Source organism: Niabella sp. ZPM-14, from assembly GCF_055693045.2.
Map to the genome: position 1 here is coordinate 209,615 of NZ_CM181148.1, position 17,964 is coordinate 227,578.

The window sequence follows — 17,964 nt, forward strand, 5'->3', positions numbered from 1 at the left end:
ATTTATTCCGCAAGATCGTTATACAGTTGTAAATACTCTGTTAAATCAGAATCTTCTTTAAACTGTAAGGTCTTTTTACCCCTCACTTTGGTGAACTCAGCCAGTAACTTTTTGTCCACGTTGGGCGCCCCGAAAGTGATCGCGTCTGCATAAGTGGCCCCGCCACGCATTAACGCTACATTGGTTCCCTCTTTAAATGGTTCCAGGTCCTTCTCTTTGATCGAGGGATGGATCAGCGCTTTCGGTATAAAGCCTTTACCCAGCTTTTCCTTGAACGTGTTCTCACCTATAGTAAATACGATTTTGCTGTGCGCAAAAACAGGTTCTTTTTTATAGATCGTCTTTAAATAGGCGGGAATGAGTCCCGTCATCCAGCCGCTGCAATGGATAACATCCGGGCTCCAGCCAAATTTTTTTACGGTTTCCAGCGCTCCCTTACAATAAAAGACGGTTCTCAGGTCATTGTCCGCAAACCATTTGTCCTCATCATCGTGGAACAAGGTCTTTCTTTTGAACAGTTCCTCGTTTTCCAGGAAATATACCTGCAGGCGTGCGCTGGGCAGGGAAGCCACCTTAATCTGCAAAGGCATGTCATCATTATCGACCGTAACGTTGATGCCCGAAAGTCTTACCACTTCGTGAAGCCTGTGCCTGCGTTCATTGATCACGCCAAAACGCGGCATGATGCAGCGTACTTCAAAACCATTATCATTAGCTTTGATGGCGAGCTTATTCACAATTTCAGAAAACTCAGTCAACTCTAAATATGGGGACATTTCATTGGCTATAAATAAAATTCTTTTCTTTGTTGACATGCTTTAGCAATTTTTAAAGTGTGCAAAGTTACACATTTATGGGCAAACGGCCCTATATCCAAAAATTACGAATGAAACCGACCTGATAAAAGATTTCTGTTTTGATGCCAAAGGCAATGAAGATTTTAGTCATCAAAGGCCTGTTCTGTAGCGATCCCAACGATCGCTATGGGATTGTTCCCCATCCATACACATATACGAATGAAAGTATTTAAAAAGATCACCGATATCCGAAACTATCTGAGCGCCCGGCGACATGAAGGCCGCACCATAGGTTTCGTGCCCACTATGGGCGCACTTCACCGCGGGCACCTGCGGTTGCTCGAAGTGGCTAAAGAAGCATGCGACGTGGCAGTCGTCAGCATTTTCGTTAACCCTACCCAATTTAACGATCCGAAGGATCTTGATAAATACCCGCGCACAATCGACGCGGATATGATGGCGCTGACCCAGGCGGGTTGTGATGTGTTGTTTTACCCGGAAGTGAGTGAAATGTACCCTGCTTCTGAGGCTTCGAGGCATTATGAATTGGGGGCACTGGAAACGCTCTACGAGGGCGCCTACCGCCCGGGACATTTCCAGGGTGTTTGCCAGGTGGTCGATAAGCTGTTTGCTGTCGTTGAGCCCAACCAGGTGTTTTTCGGGCAGAAGGATTACCAGCAATGTATGGTGATCAAAAAGCTGATCGGGCTGACACCGGCGTTTGCGCAGATCCATATGGAAGTAGTACCTACTATGCGGGAAGCCGACGGACTGGCCATGAGCAGCCGCAACCTGCGTTTGTCGGGTGACGAGCGAAAGGTAGCGCCAACAATTTATGAGGCTTTGTTGTTGATGAAGCAGCACTTATCCGGCAGCCCGGTGACAGCAGTGATCAGGGAGGCGGCGCAGTTACTGGAAGAAAAAGGATTCGAAGTGGACTATGTGGCAATAGCCCATGCGGATACCCTGCAACCGGTTGAAGACGGAAATGGCCGACAACCGTTGATTGCCCTGGTGGCAGCACATATCGGTAGTGTACGCCTGATCGATAATCTTCCACTGTAACTTGTGAGGTTTTAAACAACCCCACAGGTCATGAGCTCTGACCGGTTGTTGGAAAGCTGCCTGAATTAAAATACTTTTGCGCATCAAAAAAAAGATCAGTCATGAATACAGTAAAATTAAAGCGGGTTAGCGGGGAATATGGTTTTGATACCATTAACGAAAACGGAACGGTTGTTAAAACAGATACCAATCCGCAAATGGGCGGACAGGAATATGGTGCCCGTCCGATGCAGCTTTTACTGAACGCGCTGGCCGCTTGTTCCAGCATTGACGTGATCAGCATTCTGAAAAAACAAAGGCAGGAAGTAACTGATTATGAAGTGACCGTGAATGGCGAGCGCGAACCCAACGTTGAACCCTCCCTTTGGAAAAATATTGAGATGATCTTCGAGATCACGGGCAACGTGGATGAAGACAAAGCAAAACGCGCTGTGGAAATTTCCATTACCAAGTATTGCTCCGTGGCGATCACGCTCGCGAAAGCCGGCGCCGTGATCAATACCCAGGTGATCATTCATCCGGCGAAGTAGCAGCCATTGCTCCTGCTCGCGCTTCCGTAAGCCGTACCGGTCTTACGCTAACAAAGTTCATCAGTTTTAAAAGTATTGATTTGAAAAAACAACTTCACCCATCTACCATAGCCGTACGCACGCAAACCGCACGCACCCAGCAAATGGAGCATTCGACGCCGGTTTTCCTGACCAGTAGTTTCACTTTCGACACAGCTGAAGCCATGCGCGCCGCATTTGCGGACGAGTCGGATGATAATATTTACAGCCGTTACAGCAATCCCACCGTGGATGAGTTTGCTCACAAGATCGCCTTGCTGGAGAAATGTGAAGCCGGATTCGCAGTGGCCAGCGGCATGGCAGCCGTTTTCAATTCCTTCATGGCTTTGTTGCAGGCGGGAGATCACCTGCTGTGCTGCCGCTCCATGTTTGGCGGAACAAATACGGTGGTAACCAAATTCCTGGGACGGTTCGGTATCGAATATACGCTGGTGGACGCAGCCGATATAGATAACTGGGAAGCGGCCATTCGACCCAATACAAAAATGCTGTATCTCGAAACGCCGACCAATCCTCAACTGGAGCTGATCGACCTGGAGAAAGCCGGTCAACTGGCGAAAAAGCATCAGCTGATCTTCAATGTAGACAATTGTTTCGCCACCCCGTTTTTACAAACGCCCGCTGATTTTGGCGCAGACCTGGTGATCCATTCGGCTACCAAATGGATCGACGGACAAGGCCGTGTGCTGGGCGGTGTGATTGCGGGTAAAAAAGAATTGATCGACCAGGTGTATTTGTTTTGCCGCAACTCCGGTCCTACCCTTTCCGCGTTTAATGCCTGGATACTGACCAAGAGCCTGGAAACCCTTGAAGTGCGCATCACGCGTCATTCCGAAAACGCGCTCAAAGTAGCGCAGGCGCTTGAAAAAAACAGCCAGTTAGAGTGGGTGAAATATCCGTTTCTCCCTTCGCATCCCCAGCACGACATTGCTAAGAAGCAGATGAGCGCAGGAGGCGGCATCGTTTGCTTTGAATTGAAGGGCGGCGTTGAAGCGGGACGAAAATTTATGGACAAACTGGAACTGCTGTCGCTCACGCCCAACCTGGGTGATTCCAGGAGCATTGCTTCGCATCCGGCCAGTACCACGCATTCCAAGCTGACAGACGAAGATCGTGCGAAAGTGGGTATCTCTCCCGGCCTGATCCGTATTTCAGTAGGATTGGAACATCCGGATGATGTGATCGCAGATATCGAGCAGGCATTAGCTCAATTGTAGGTTGGTCAGACAGGTGCCTTTACCGGTAATTTCCTGAAACATACATCCAGCTGTTGCCTTTCACATCGGTAACCTTCACGCACACTTTTACATCGGGGCGGATGGGAATCGAAGGTGAAGTGCTGATCAGTTGCTGGTGACCGAGATCAGGCGCCATGGTCCACCATTGATAGGCCACTTTGGCTTTCTGCTCCGGCAACTTTCCATTGTATTTATAAGTGGCGTACAGCTTGCCGCCCTTTTCGGTGATGTTCACCTGGCTGGCATAGGGAAGTTCCGGCATTGTGCCGATCTTATAGGCGGCTTTTACCGCTTTAAAATAAGCGTTTCTTTCCGGTGCCGACATGCTGCGCTCGATGAACATCGTTGCTTTCCAGTTAAAATCGGTGGAATTGGTTTCAATACCTACGCCATAGCCCAGGCGACGGCTCCAACCCCTGTTCGGTGTAGCCACCTCGCCGCAATACTCACCATTTAACCAGACCTGGGCGCGTCCCACGCCATCTTCTTCTTCAAAACGAACATGCAGAAACGCCAGCTCAAAGTAACGCAGCGGCACTTTTTGCTTCACGTAGGCATCTGCCTGCAAAGCCCGGATATCATTGATGCCTCCAAAACCAAGGTAATAATTACCCCAGCCGCTGATCAGCGCCTCCCAATCGGTTCCGGGTAATTTACGAAACACGATGGTTTGCTCTTCCGGGACGGGAAAGGGATTGTGATTATTCCGCGTCAGGATCTTATAATTGGCATTGGGCTGGTTCGAAAACACCAGTTCTTCATTTACAAGATAAGGCCGTGCAATGGTTGGCTGCGGAAGGCCCACGTAGGGCATGTCCGGACCTTTTAGTGCCTTGAGAAGGGTTACGTTTCCGTTACTATCCACAGACACACTCTTCGAGCTGTAATAGGCATCTACATAGTCGATGATCGGTTTATCAGTGGTGTCAGTCGCTGAACCGCTAATGACATTCAAACCGGGATACGATGAGATCCGGTCATTTGCGACCACATAACAGGCGGTCCAGAGTCCGGCGGCGAGGGCGGCGACGCGCAGCGTTTGTTGAATCATGAGTGAGGTCAAAGGTGATAAAAAAAATGGAATTCAGTGTAAACGAAATGACGTCTCCCCCTCGACCCGGTTTGACGGTCTCCGTCTGACCGTTCGGTAATCGATAAGATCATACCTAATGAATTTTAACCGTCACGCAATAGACGGGAACAGTTACCCTGTCGATTGGCTATGAAGGGTAGCTCGTTTGTTTTCTTCCTTAGCTTCGACCGTGCGAAATGCCGTGACGTGAGCGGCCTTCCCGCCCCATTGGCCGCTCAGGAGGCGTTACGACGATGACGCACGCTACCACTACTGCGTCTTCGTTATTGCTGTATGCGCGCCGAAATACGAAATTACCCCCGCATATATCCGCAAAAATCACCGTTTCCTGACGGGTATTTAGCTAAATTGCAGGGAATCTGTAGCCCGATGTTTGCCTTTTTAAACCGTTTTTGCTATGCAGCAGCTGTCTTGATCGTCTTGCTCCTTACGGAGATGCAGCCGGCATGGGCACAGGGCAACGCCAATCTTTCTTACAAACAATTATCTGTCAACCAGGGGTTATCTCACAGTGATGTGACCTCGATGGCGCAGGATCTCTCCGGACATCTCTGGCTGGGCACCCACAATGGCCTCAACCGGTACGATGGCCAGCGGATAACCGTTTACAAAAATAACCCTCTCGACGCCGGCAGCCTGCCGGACAACCGGATCACCGTTTTATTTGCCGACCGCTCGGGCAATATCTGGATTGGCACAGAACGGAAAGGCCTTTGCCGCTATGACAGCCGGTTGGAAACCTTCAGCAGGATCGACGCAGGCGGGACGCCGTTGTCGCAGGCCTGGATCACCGATATCAGGCAGGATAAAAAAGGAATGATCTGGGTGACGTCCAAGCGGGGACTGCTGTTAGGAATTACGCCCGGTGCCGAGCCGGAGATCTCGCATAAGATCCAGGTGCCCCAGTCTGACAAGCCGCTCAGTGTGTCCTCCATGCTGATCGAGGACAACAACAAGCTGTATCTCGCTACAGACAAGGGTCTTTACACCTGTTATCTGTCAGAAAGAACCATTAACAAAAGCAATTTCATTAACAATGACGCGGGTGTAATCAAACTCCTGAAGGATAACGCCGGAACGATATGGGTTGCGCGTCGTGACGGGCTTTACCGGATTGAAGGGCTTGAAAATGGTACGCTGGTGCAGCCGGAAATCAAAAAAGCGCCGCTCGAGGAGCCGATCGAAAAGATCGAATCCATCTTCCAGGATAAAAACGGCAGCCTTTGGATCGGTACGCTCAAAAGCGGGGTCTACCGGCTGCGCCCTCCCGCGGTGTCAACAGATTACAGCGTCCCCTGGAAGGTAGAGCATCCGCTAACTCATATAAATAATAATGAATTTACGGGTAGCTTCTTCAATATCAAGTGTTTCTTTGAAGATAAGTATGGGTTGCTTTGGGTGGGTACGGCCGGTGGCGGAGCCATTTATTCCAATTTGAAAAGCAAAATGTTCTACACCATTTCAACCCGGCTCTTCAATGGCAACAACCTGATCAACGATACCTATATCGGGTCGGTTTATTTTGAAAACGGGTCGTTGTGGATGGGCACGCGGAAAGGGCTTTGCGTGCTGGATGTGGCTTCAGGCCGCTCGCAGGTATTTCTGAAAGACCGCACCGTCAATGTAATCTACAAAGACCGCCGGGGCGTGTTCTGGGTCGGTTTGGCGGGAAGAAGCGATGGCCTGTGGCGGATCGACAGGACCGGCCCCGGATCTTACCGCCCTGTCGAATTCGGTACGAACGGACCGGTAAGGCTGAGCGCACAAAACGTGACTTCCATCACCGAAGATGATGCGGGTCAGCTCTGGGTATCGACCATCAACAGCGGGATCAATATTATTTCCGCTGATCGTAGCAAAGTGTTATACCTGCAAACGGCGCGACACAAAGGACTGCTCTCCAATAACATCAACAACGTTTATAATGATCCGCTGTTTCCCTACATGTGGATCTCCTATCGTGATAAAGGCCTGGCGAAAGTATCGGTGACAAACGGCTCATATATGATCACCAATTACCGGAACCAGGCGGGCAACGGCAGCAGCCTCAGCTCCAACTTTGCCTGGTCGGTGAAGCGCACCCGCGACTCCTCGCTCTGGATCGCTACGCTCGGAGGCGGCCTGAATAAAATGATTGAAACGCCGAAAGGCACGGTGTTCAAGCATTTCACGGTGGCCAATGGGTTAAAGGATAACGACATTGAAGCCATGGAAGAGGATGCGTATGGCAACCTTTGGCTGGCCGGTTATGGGTTGACGCATTTCAATACGAAGAACTATAGCACTACGTTCTATGATTATACAGATGGATTGCAAAGCAATGCCTTCAAAGTGGGATCGAGTTTCAAGGATCAGTTTGGACGCCTGTACTTCGGTGGTATCAACGGCCTGAATTACTTTGATCCCACGCGTATCGACAATGGCAGCACCGCACCCGATCTTGCTTTTACAGGATTGAGATTATTCAGCAAACCGGTTAACGTCGGTGAAGAAAAGAATGCGTCTGTTGTTTTACCGCGTGCGCTCAACTTTCTGGATACAGTCCACCTCACTTATGCGCAGAACGACTTTTCCCTGGACTTTGTAGGCATCCAGTTTGCCAATGCGCTCAAGATCCGTTACCGGTATAAGCTTTCCAACTACAATGAGGACTGGATCGAAAGCAGCTTTCCGTCCGCCAGCTTTGCTAAGTTAGAACCGGGCCGTTATGAGTTTTCGGTCTATGCGATCACGGGTAACAATGTGTCCAGCGCCGAGAAAAAACTGGTGATCATCGTTGAAGCGCCCTGGTGGTTATCCTGGTGGGCCTATGCCTTGTACGTGATAGCTGCCGCGGTTGCGCTTTATATTACTTTCCGGATTGTGAGAAGGGAAAATAAAATGAAGCGGGAACTGGCCATCGCGGAGAAAGAAAAGGAACTACAACAGGGCAAGCTGGAGTTCTTTACAAATATTTCTCATGAGTTAAGAACGCCCATGACATTAATCTATAGTCCGCTGACCGAGTTTCTTGAAAAAGGCTTCGACGCGAACTACAAAGAGAAGCTTTGGCAGATGTACCGCAATGCGCAACGGATCCTGTCTCTCACCAATCAGCTGCTCGATTTCAGGAAGATGGAGTCCGGGCACATGCAGCTTAGCGCGGTAGAAACCGATATTACGCGGGTCATTAACGAAATTTTCCTGGTGTTCAAAAGCAAGGCAGCTGAAAAAGGCATCCACTATTCTTTACAAATCGATCAGCCCGCACGGGTCTATTGCGACCGCGAAAAGATCGAGATTGTTTTCACCAACCTGCTCTCCAACGCTTTCAAATACACACCGGAAGGCGGACAAGTCAAGATGGAAGTGACCCTGGCCGGCGACCCGTTCCGGGATGCGGTGTACACGCAGGCTAAGGGCGTCAGCCTGTTGAAAGATCATTATCTCGAGGTCACTGTCAGCGACAATGGTTCGGGCATCGCCCCGCAGGAAATTTCGCGGATCTTCAACAGCTATTACCAGGCTTCGCAGGCGCAATCGCTTTCCACTACCGGAACAGGACTGGGCTTGTCCATTACCAAAGGCATTGTAGACATGCATCGGGGATGGATCGCCGTGCATAGTGTTAAAAACAAAGGTTCGCGGTTTACCGTGCGGTTACCTTTTGGTAAAGCGCATCTGCGCGATACAGAAATCGCCGGTCATCGTTTCAATCCTGATGACGTAGGCCGGTATGAAGACACCGGGATTTTGGAAGAGACAGACTTTGTGCGGGGGCAACCAGACCCCGGATCTGCCCGGGATTCGCTCCCCTGGCTTATTCCCGACGATAGCAGCGAGGGGCTCGCTGCCGTGGAAGTCAATAGCAGCGGTGATATTACACCCCTGTACCGGCTGCTGATCGTGGAGGACAACGTCGAGCTGCTGCATTACCTGCAGCAGACGCTGTCGGCGCAATACAAGATCGTTACAGCCAGGGATGGCAAAGAAGGCCTGCTCAAAGCGCGTCAATACCTGCCCGATATCATTCTCAGCGATGTGATGATGCCCGTCATGGACGGCATTGAAATGTGCCGGTTATTGAAAGCAGATCCCGAACTGAATTACATCCCGGTGATCCTGCTGACCGCACGGACCGCAGCGGTGTATGAAATTGAAGGGATCGAGACCGGCGCGGATGATTATCTCACCAAACCTTTCAACTTCCGGCTCTTAAAGGCCAAGCTCCAGAATTTTTTAACACAGCGGGCCCACGTGAAAGCCTATTTCAAAAGCCTGATGACCCTGCAGCCGTCGGATGTCCCGATCAATGTGGCCGACGAACAGTTTCTCAATAAACTCATGCAGCAAATCGAAGCCTCATTAACTGAAGAGCAGTTCAGCGTAAAAAAGCTCTCACAGGAAATGGCCATGAGCCAGTCGGCGTTATACAAGCGCATCAAAGACCTGACCGGCAACAGCATTGTGGACCTGGTCAAAAGTGTGCGCATCCGGAAGGCCGCGCAACTGCTGAAAGAACAAAACATGAAGGTCAACGAAGTGGCCCTCGAAGTGGGCATCACCGATCAAAAATATTTCAGAGAACAGTTCAGAAAATACTTCGGACAAACCCCTTCTGAATATATCCGGAAGTTCAAAGCAGACAATTCCCGGTAAAGCAGCTAAATCAACACGTTTTTACCGGAAAGTCCCTGTATTGATACGAATATTCCCCCTGCCTTGCGACACACCACCCGCTATTTTTGTGTCTTACTTACAAGTAAACTAACGATTCTATGCCTGAAAAATTTTCGAAAGCCCTTTTTGTAATGGTACTATTACAACTGGCTGCTATAACAGTGATGGCTCAAAGTAGCCTGGTCAGAGGATTAATCACCAATACCAGCGAGGAGCCTCTTCCCAACGTGACCGTTTCATTGCCGCGCACCGGCGCGACGGTGATCTCCACCGCCTCCGGACAATTTGAGATCGCCGCTAGGCCCGGCGACTCCCTGCAGTTTTCTTCCGTAGGGTACGAGAACCTGGTGTTCGTAGTGAAGAATACCGATGGATTACGTATCGAAATGGTGCCGCTGGCCAATTCCATGGAAGATGTGGTCGTAGTAGGCTACGGCACCCAAAAAAAATCAGACCTGACCGGTTCTATCGCAGGATTGAAAGCTACCGACATTGATCAATCGCGAAGCACGGACCTGATCACAGCGCTGCAGGGGAAGATCCCGGGCGCCCGTATCTTTTCCCAGTCCGGCGAGCCCGGCGCCGCCATGAATATCCAGATCCGCGGGATCAGTTCCCTGTATGGGTCATCCTCCCCTCTTTTTGTTATTGACGGGATACAATACGATATCAATTCCAACGAAATTTCCAGCTCCGGAAATGCCAATCTCGGCAGTAACGCCAACCCCTTGTCCATGCTCAACCCGGCGGATATCGAATCGATCGAAGTGTTGAAGGATGCTTCGGCCACGGCGATCTATGGATCGCGGGGTGCCAATGGTGTGGTGATCGTTACCACGAAATCCGGCAGGGCCGGGCAGTCCGTCACCAGCTACGACGGCTACCTGAGCTTCTCCAAAGCTGCTAACAAATTGGAGATGCTGAATGCCAGTGATTTTATCGATTACCAGCGGCTCGTCAATCCTCAATCCTCCCTGTTTTACAATGACGATGAAAACGGGGAGATCGACCTCAACAATCCTAAAGATCCATATGCCCTCCCTCAACATGACTGGCAGGACGAGATGATGCAACCCAGCCTCACGCAAAACCATAATGTCAGCCTCAGTGGCGGCAGCGGCAGAACGACCTACGCAGGCGGCGCCGGTTACCTGTATGAAGAAGGGATCATCAGGAATAATACGCAAAAACGATACACCATGCGCTTAAAGGTGGATCACGAAGCCAGCAAGAAAATCAAGGTCGGCATCAACATGAACACATCTTACACGGATCTTGACGGATCGATCAATACGGGACAGGCCAACGCCTGGAACGGTGTGCTGCAACAGCTGGTTACGGCAAAGCCGATCGATTATTTTGATTCTGATTTCGACGAAACGATCGGGTATGTGACACCCCTATCGATCATCGACAACCTGTATAAGAATACGGGAACCTTCAAATCGATCGGGAACGGCTATGTGGACGCCGAAATATTGAAAGGCCTGAAGTTGAACATTTCCGGCGGCGGTATCATCTCCAGCTCCAAAGGAAAAGAATTCTACTCCCGCCTCACCACCCTGGGTAACGCCAATAACGGTGTCGGTATCATCCAGGACCGCCGGAGCTTTAACTGGTACAACACCAACCGCCTGACCTACGACAAGAATATCAACGACAACAACCGGATCAATGTAATGGCTGCCTACGAGGTCAACGGTTACCTGTTCGAAAGAAGCATGATGAGAAACAATGAATACCCCGACGAGATCACCGGTATTGATGATATCAGCAAGGGAGCGATCGTAACGGGTCTGGCTTCAGAAAAATGGGTCAACAACCGCGTGTCCTGGCTGAGCCGGATCAACTATACGCTTCTAGACCGCTATCTCTTTACCGCCAGCTTCCGGGCAGACGGGTCAGACAAATTCGGTGAGGGCAATAAATATGGTTATTTCCCGTCCTTCGCATTTGCGTGGAAGATGGACCAGGAAAATTTCCTGAAAGAGGTGTCCCAGATCAGTGATCTTAAATTAAGATTAAGCTATGGAGCTACCGGTAACGAGCGGATCCCACCCTACTCTTACGCAGGCCGCATGGTGAATGCTTACTACGCCGAAGAAGGTATTTCTGCTTACGGACTGGCGCCTTCGACGTTGGCCAACCCGGCTTTGAAGTGGGAAACCACTACTCAATATAACGCAGGGCTAGACCTGGGCTTGTGGAATAACAGGCTGACGCTTACTGCTGATTTTTACCTGAAACAAACCAGGGATATGTTGCTGCCGGTACTGATCCCCTCTCAATCGGGCTACAAACAACAGTGGCAAAACATTGGCAAGATCGATAACAAGGGTATGGAGTTTCAGGTGACCTCGCAAAATATACAGCGTAAGGATTTGCAGTGGACCTCCAATTTCAACATCAGCTTCAACACGAATCAAATCCGCAGCCTTGGCTCGCTCGATTATATACCTGTTGTGATGGACAACGGCGTGATCACCAACCTGGGTCGTGTCAGCGTCGGGCAACAGCTGGGAACTGCCTATGGATACGAGTTTGACGGCGTGTACCAGATCTCCCAGTTCAACTGGCAGAACAACAGCGATCCCGCTATTCCTCACGGCGAGCGGACCTATACTTTAAAACCAGGCGAGGTAAACGTAGCGGGAACAGCAGTGTTACCGGGCTCTTTCAAGTTCAAAGACTTGAACGGGGACGGCATCGTCGACGAAAATAATGACCGCACTTTCATCTCCAATAGCCTGCCTAAACATTTCGGCGGCTTGAACAATACATTGAACTATAAAAATTTCGAACTGAATGTATTCTTCGAATGGTCTTACGGCGGAGAGATCTTCAACCTGGGAAAAGTGGCGCTCGAAGGACTGAGCAACAACAACAACATCTCGAAAGAATTTTATGAAAACCGCTGGACACCCGACAATCCCACCAATGAATACGGCGATTTCAGATCGAGCAACGGCTTGCCGGGCGGTAATACCACTTTCAGACTGTCCTCTTCCTATTACGTAGAAGATGCGTCCTACCTGCGTTTGAGGAACCTCACATTGGGCTATCAGTTGCCGAAAGACTGGATCGGACAGATCGGCGTGAAGATGGCAAGGATCTACGTGACCGGCAACAACCTCTGGTTGCTGACGCGCTATTCCGGCTATGACCCGGACATCAGCTACAGCGATCCGCTCTTTTCAGGATTCGACCGGATCTCTTACCCACGGGTCAAATCGTTCATTATTGGCGCCAGTATTAATTTCTAAATCAGCTATCATGAAGACTATATTATATATTATTTTGATCATTGCATTTTGTGGAGTGAGTTCCTGCAAAAAGAGCTTTCTCGAAGCAAAACCTTATTCTTTTATCGAAACAGAAAAGTTTTACAAAACCGCAGCAGATGCGGAATCCGCGCTGGTGGGCTGTTACAACATGATGAACAGTTCAGACTATGGAAGGATGTTTGGCGAAACCGTATTGTACCTGCTCAATGGAAGCAATGATGAATGTGTGACCCGCGCAGGAGTGGCCAATTCCATATCTGCTTTTGGCAACGGCTCCTACACGGCAGCAGAAACCGAATTAAAAAGTGTGTGGGAGGCTTTATATGCCGGCGTGAACCGGTGCAATCACCTTATCGCCAAGATCGATGCCATTGACATGAACGCCGGAAGAAAAACCGAGATCAAAGGAGAAGCTATTTTCCTGCGGGGATTTTACCAGATGTATCTCGCCCTGATGTTCGGCGCTGTACCGGTGAACACAACACCCGATCCGGACTTTTTCACGGCCAGGGCAAGTTTGCAGGAAGTATACCAGCAAATCATTGCTGATTTCACTATGGCGGCCGGTATGTTGCCCCCGAGAGCTGCCATTTCCGGGCGTGCCAACCGCTGGACAGCAGAAGGCATGCGCGCTAAGGTATATGCCTACCTGGCGGCCTGCAAGACCCATAACGTGGGCGCCGATCTCGATCTCGCACTGAATCATTTTACCTGGGTGGATGCAGACCTGATGTATGACAGCGTGTTGCAGGTAACCAACCGGATCATCAATGAAAGCGGTTATCAATTGACCGATCAATACAATTATTTATTTCGTGAAACGACCCGCCCCTGGCAATACGAAGAGTGTTTATTTACCGTGGAAGGCTCTTCCACGGCCACGAACAGCGTGGGCAACCGGCTCAACCAGGCATGGCTGCCCCAGGGCAACGTGAACACCCGCGGCGGCAGCGGATCCAAATGGTTTGTGCCAACCGCCGAAGTATATAACCGTTACAATGCAGCTGATGTGCGGAGAAAACAGAATCTCACCGGGAGCATCGCGGGCGGAGATAATGCACCGGTGGAAATGATTGAGGGTATCCGGTATTTTGTCCCTGCCGCCGCGGGCGTTAACAGTAACACCTATGGTATCGGTAAATACCGTTACAGGGATCCGGCTTTGAAAGCTATTCCGCCGTTCTTAAGTGATGGCGCTGTTCCTTTGCTGCGTTTTGCAGATATATTACTGCTCAACGCAGAAGCTTTATTCTACAACGGAGACGAGGCGGGTGCAAGAGCCATGTTGCTTCCCATTCGCGAGCGGGCGGTGTTCGGAACAACCACACCGGCGGCTACCTTAACGGCTGCTTACCTGAGAGCCAATTTTATTGATGAGCTGATCGAAGAGCGTTCGCGCGAACTTTGTTTTGAAGTGGGCATCAGGAGGTTCGACCTGATCCGTTTTGGCAGGCTGAATGAGGTCATCGAAGCGCTGCCGATAACCGGCGGGTTTCACAACATCAATTCCGTTCCGGTATTGAAAACAAACTGGCTGCCCTACAAGATATGGTTCCCGATTCCTACCGCCGAGCTGGATCTGAATAAAAACCTGGTGCAGAACTCCGGTTATTAACCAGAAGACAGACAAAGCATGTTATTTTTTCAGTTCACAATAAACGAATAAGGTTTTGCGGAGTCTAAGAGGCGGTGAATACCTGGACTGCAAACGCTGTTATAAGAAGCACATATGCGAAAACTGATAATCATAACGATGGGGCTGCTCCTGGAAGCGGGATTTTCATACGGACAAAAGACCAATGTGATCCTGATCGTGGCAGATGATCTGGGTTGGACCGACCTGGCTTGTTACGGGAGTGATTTTTATGAAACGCCGCGCCTGGACGCCTTAGCCAAAGGAGGCCTTCAAATGACCCAGGCTTATGCCGCCTGCACGGTTTGTTCTCCTACCCGCGCGGCCATTATGTCTGGTAAATACCCTGCACGCACACATATCACTGATTGGATCAAGGGCTACCAACGTCCCTATGCAAAGTTATCGCCGCCGGACTGGACCATGTACCTGCCCCTGGAAACAACCACCATCGCCGAGCTGCTGAAGACGAAAGGTTACGCCACGGCTTCGATTGGTAAATGGCACCTGGGACATGATGAGCAATATTATCCCGAACACCAGGGCTTTGACCTGAACATTGGCGGGTATTCCAAGGGTTCTCCCAATAGCTATTTTGCGCCGTATAAAAATCCGCGTTTGAAAGAAGGCCCCACCGGTGAACAACTGACCGACCGGCTTACAAATGAAGCGATCACCTTTATCCAATCACATAAGGATCAGCCGTTCTTTGTGTACCTTCCTTTTTATGCAGTGCATACGCCGTTAAATGCGAAAGAAGAGGATCTTGCTTATTTCAAAAGCCGCATCGATCACCAAAAAAATCACCAGAACCCGGTGTATGCGGGACTGATCAGGAACATGGACCGAAATGTCGGTAAGCTGATGGACCAGCTTCGCGAGATGGATCTGACCGATCGTACCCTGGTCATATTTACCAGCGACAACGGCGGGCTGATCGGCAACCGGGAAAACCGGGCCAGGCAGATCACATCTAACCTGCCATTGAGAGAAGGCAAAGGAACGGCTTACGAAGGCGGCACGCGCATTCCCGCGATCTTTTACTGGGATGGCCATATCCAGGCCGGAAAAAGCGATCAGCCCATCATCAGCATGGACCTCTATCCTACTATTGCAGCTGTTGCAGGCGTAGCGAAAGAAGACATGCCCCAACATGATGGCGTAGATCTGACACCATTCCTGTCAAACCGCAAAGGGCTGGTAAAAAGAAATCTGTATTGGCACTACCCGCATTACCATAGCCAGGGAGCCACGCCGTACAGCGCGATCCGCGAGGGCAATAAAAAACTCATCTATTATTACGAAACGGGAAAAAAGGAACTATACGATCTGGGCAAAGACCCCGGTGAACAACAAGATCTCAGCGCCCGGCAACCGGCCGAAACAGATAGATTATATTTGAACCTGCAGCAGTGGCTGAAACAAACTAAGGCGCAGCTGCCTGTGGCGAATGCCCGGTTTGATGCCAAAAGGCAATTTGAAAAAGGGCAAAGCCCGGAATAATATGACAACCCATAAAAGATAGTAATGACGCACAAGATCGCTACCAGATTAAAGACGACAATTATCCTGACCGGCCTTTTGGCCTTGAACGCACCTGCATCGCTGGCACAGACGGCTAAGAAGCCTAATATCATTTTCATCCTTGTAGATGACCTGGGTTATGGCGATGTCGGCGTATTTTTTCAAAACCAGAGAAAACAAAAAGGCGATAAAAGCGAGCCCTGGTTAGTAACGCCTCAATTGGATGAAATGGCCCGTGAAGGAGCCATGTTAACGGCTCATTATTGCGCCGCTCCGGTGTGCGCACCGTCCAGGGCTTCGCTGCTGACGGGCATGAGCCAGGGACATGCCAATGTACGCGACAATCAATTTGATAAAGCATTAGAAGACAATTACACCATGGGCAACGTGCTGCAGCTATCGGGCTACAGCACGGCAGCCATTGGTAAATGGGGCCTGCAGGGTAAATCCAAAAAGGTAGCGCCCGACTGGCCGGCCCATCCGCTGAAGCGCGGCTTTGACTACTATTTCGGTTATATCGCTCACGGCGATGGCCACGAGCATTATCCTAAAGAAGGCCTTTACCGGAGTCCTAAAAAAGTATGGGAAAATTACAATGAGATCAGTGATCAGTTAGATAAATGTTATACAGGAGATCTGTTCACAGCGGCCGCAAAAAAATATATCATCGATCATCGTAAAAGTAAAGATGCGTCCAAACCATTTTTCATTTACCTGGCTTATGATACGCCACATGCCGTGCTGGAACTTCCCACGCAAAAATACCCCGCCGGTGGTGGTCTTAAAGGCGGTGTGCAATGGTTGGGCAAGCCCGGCGAGATGATCAACACGGCTTCAGGGACCATCGATTCTTACATGTATCCTGAGTATGCAAATGCTACTTACGATCATGATAAGGATCAGGCTACGCCTGAAGTTCCCTGGCCAGACACCTACAAAAGGTATGCTTCTGTGACCCACCGTATAGATGACCAGGTGGGTGACCTGATGCAATTGCTGAAAGATCTCAAAATCGATGATAATACCCTGGTAGTGTTTACGTCGGATAATGGTCCGTCGCAGGAATCTTATCTCCCTAAAGAATATGTTTCTTACGAAGCTGACTTTTTCAACAACTTCGGCCCGTTCGATGGCATCAAAAGAGATGTTTATGACGGCGGACTGCGCGCCGCAACCATCGCCAGGTGGCCGGCCGCTATTCAACCCGGAACGGTTGTATCATCGCCTAATATATCTTATGACTGGCTGCCGACTTTTGTCGCAGCTACAGGGCAGCCCGCACCTGTAAGATGTGATGGAGTGTCCCTCTTACCGGCACTTACCGGCAAAGGCGCTGCGAACACCAGCCTGGTGTACTCAGAATATTTTCATCCGTCTAAAACGCCCGACTATACTGACTTTGCAGCAGCACACCGCGGCAGGAAAAGACAACAGATGCAAATGATCCGCATGGGAGACACCGTAGCGATCCGGTATAACGTGAAAACCGCCGGTGATGATTTTGAGATGTACCAGATCAATGAAGATCCGCAGCAGGCGAAAAATATCGCCGCGCAAAACCCGGCGCTGCAGGCCTATGTAAAAGAGCGGGTGCTTCAGATCCGCATGCCAGACAGCAGCGCTGCGCGTCCGTATGACAATGCTACCATACCGGCCGTTAAAGTATCCGGAGCGCTGAAGAACGGGGTGATGCTGAGCAGTTACGCCTGCAATACCCCCTGGATCCCGGATGTGAAGGGGTTGAAAAGAAGCGCGCAGATGACAGCCGCAACGCCGGGTGTATCCCGCGGAAGTCAGCCGTTGACCGTATCTGAAGGATATATTCATGTAAGTGAAGCGGGAAGCTATACTTTCAGGCTAACGGGCGCCGGTAAAGCTTTTCTGAAGATACACGATATTAAAGCGATCGACCAGGATTATACGCGTCATGATGGTGCAGCCGGAACAGTGACGCTGAAGCTGGCAAAGGGATACCATCCTTTCAGCTTTTATCATCTTGTTAAAAAAGGAACGAAGGGACAACAGCCCCAAATCCAATGGCGACGCGATAGCGGATCCTTTGAAACAATCTCTTCGAAATTATATTTCTATTAATTCCTGAC

General features: G+C 50.1%; 10 protein-coding genes. 8 read left to right on the top strand and 2 right to left on the bottom strand.

The annotated features are described in order from the left end of the window. Window positions 1-2 precede the first annotated feature (2 nt). Window positions 3-815 (bottom strand): glycogen/starch synthase, encoded by an 813-nt coding sequence (locus tag ACU37H_RS00860; protein ID WP_472702461.1) that lies wholly within the window; start codon window positions 813-815, stop codon window positions 3-5. A gap of 201 nt (window positions 816-1,016) precedes the next feature. On the opposite strand from ACU37H_RS00860, the gene panC reads away from it, so the two are divergent. The 3 genes from panC (at window position 1,017) to ACU37H_RS00875 (ending at window position 3,648) form a co-directional block, all read left to right on the top strand. Then, entirely contained in the window at window positions 1,017-1,862 is an 846-nt protein-coding gene (panC, locus tag ACU37H_RS00865; protein WP_472702462.1) for a pantoate--beta-alanine ligase, read from the top strand. 101 nt (window positions 1,863-1,963) lie between these two features. After that, window positions 1,964-2,392 (top strand): OsmC family protein, encoded by a 429-nt coding sequence (locus tag ACU37H_RS00870; RefSeq protein WP_472702463.1) that lies wholly within the window; start codon window positions 1,964-1,966, stop codon window positions 2,390-2,392. A gap of 80 nt (window positions 2,393-2,472) precedes the next feature. Then, entirely contained in the window at window positions 2,473-3,648 is a 1,176-nt protein-coding gene (locus ACU37H_RS00875) for an O-succinylhomoserine sulfhydrylase (protein WP_472702464.1), read from the top strand. Window positions 3,649-3,667: 19 nt separating this feature from the next. Here ACU37H_RS00875 and ACU37H_RS00880 read toward each other — a convergent pair whose 3' ends face one another. Further along, a complete protein-coding gene (locus ACU37H_RS00880; RefSeq protein WP_472702465.1) occupies window positions 3,668-4,720 on the bottom strand; it encodes a hypothetical protein in 1,053 nt (350 codons plus the stop codon). 411 nt (window positions 4,721-5,131) lie between these two features. On the opposite strand from ACU37H_RS00880, the gene ACU37H_RS00885 reads away from it, so the two are divergent. The 5 genes from ACU37H_RS00885 to ACU37H_RS00905 all read left to right on the top strand — a co-directional run bounded on the left by ACU37H_RS00885 (window position 5,132) and on the right by ACU37H_RS00905 (window position 17,956). Next, on the top strand, window positions 5,132-9,400 hold the full coding sequence (locus tag ACU37H_RS00885; protein ID WP_472702466.1) for a hybrid sensor histidine kinase/response regulator transcription factor: 4,269 nt from the start codon (window positions 5,132-5,134) through the stop codon (window positions 9,398-9,400). Between the two features lie 119 nt (window positions 9,401-9,519). Further along, window positions 9,520-12,684 carry a SusC/RagA family TonB-linked outer membrane protein gene (locus ACU37H_RS00890; protein ID WP_472702467.1) on the top strand — a complete coding sequence of 1,055 codons (3,165 nt, stop codon included), beginning with the start codon at window positions 9,520-9,522 and terminating at the stop codon, window positions 12,682-12,684. 10 nt (window positions 12,685-12,694) lie between these two features. Continuing rightward, the gene (locus tag ACU37H_RS00895; RefSeq protein WP_472702468.1) at window positions 12,695-14,320 is read left to right on the top strand and encodes a RagB/SusD family nutrient uptake outer membrane protein; all 1,626 of its coding nucleotides are present in this window, start codon (window positions 12,695-12,697) and stop codon (window positions 14,318-14,320) included. 114 nt (window positions 14,321-14,434) lie between these two features. Next, window positions 14,435-15,841 carry a sulfatase gene (locus ACU37H_RS00900; protein ID WP_472702469.1) on the top strand — a complete coding sequence of 469 codons (1,407 nt, stop codon included), beginning with the start codon at window positions 14,435-14,437 and terminating at the stop codon, window positions 15,839-15,841. 24 nt (window positions 15,842-15,865) lie between these two features. Beyond that, complete coding sequence (locus ACU37H_RS00905; RefSeq protein WP_472702470.1) at window positions 15,866-17,956, top strand: sulfatase-like hydrolase/transferase; 2,091 nt, start codon at window positions 15,866-15,868, stop codon at window positions 17,954-17,956. Window positions 17,957-17,964: the final 8 nt, after the last annotated feature.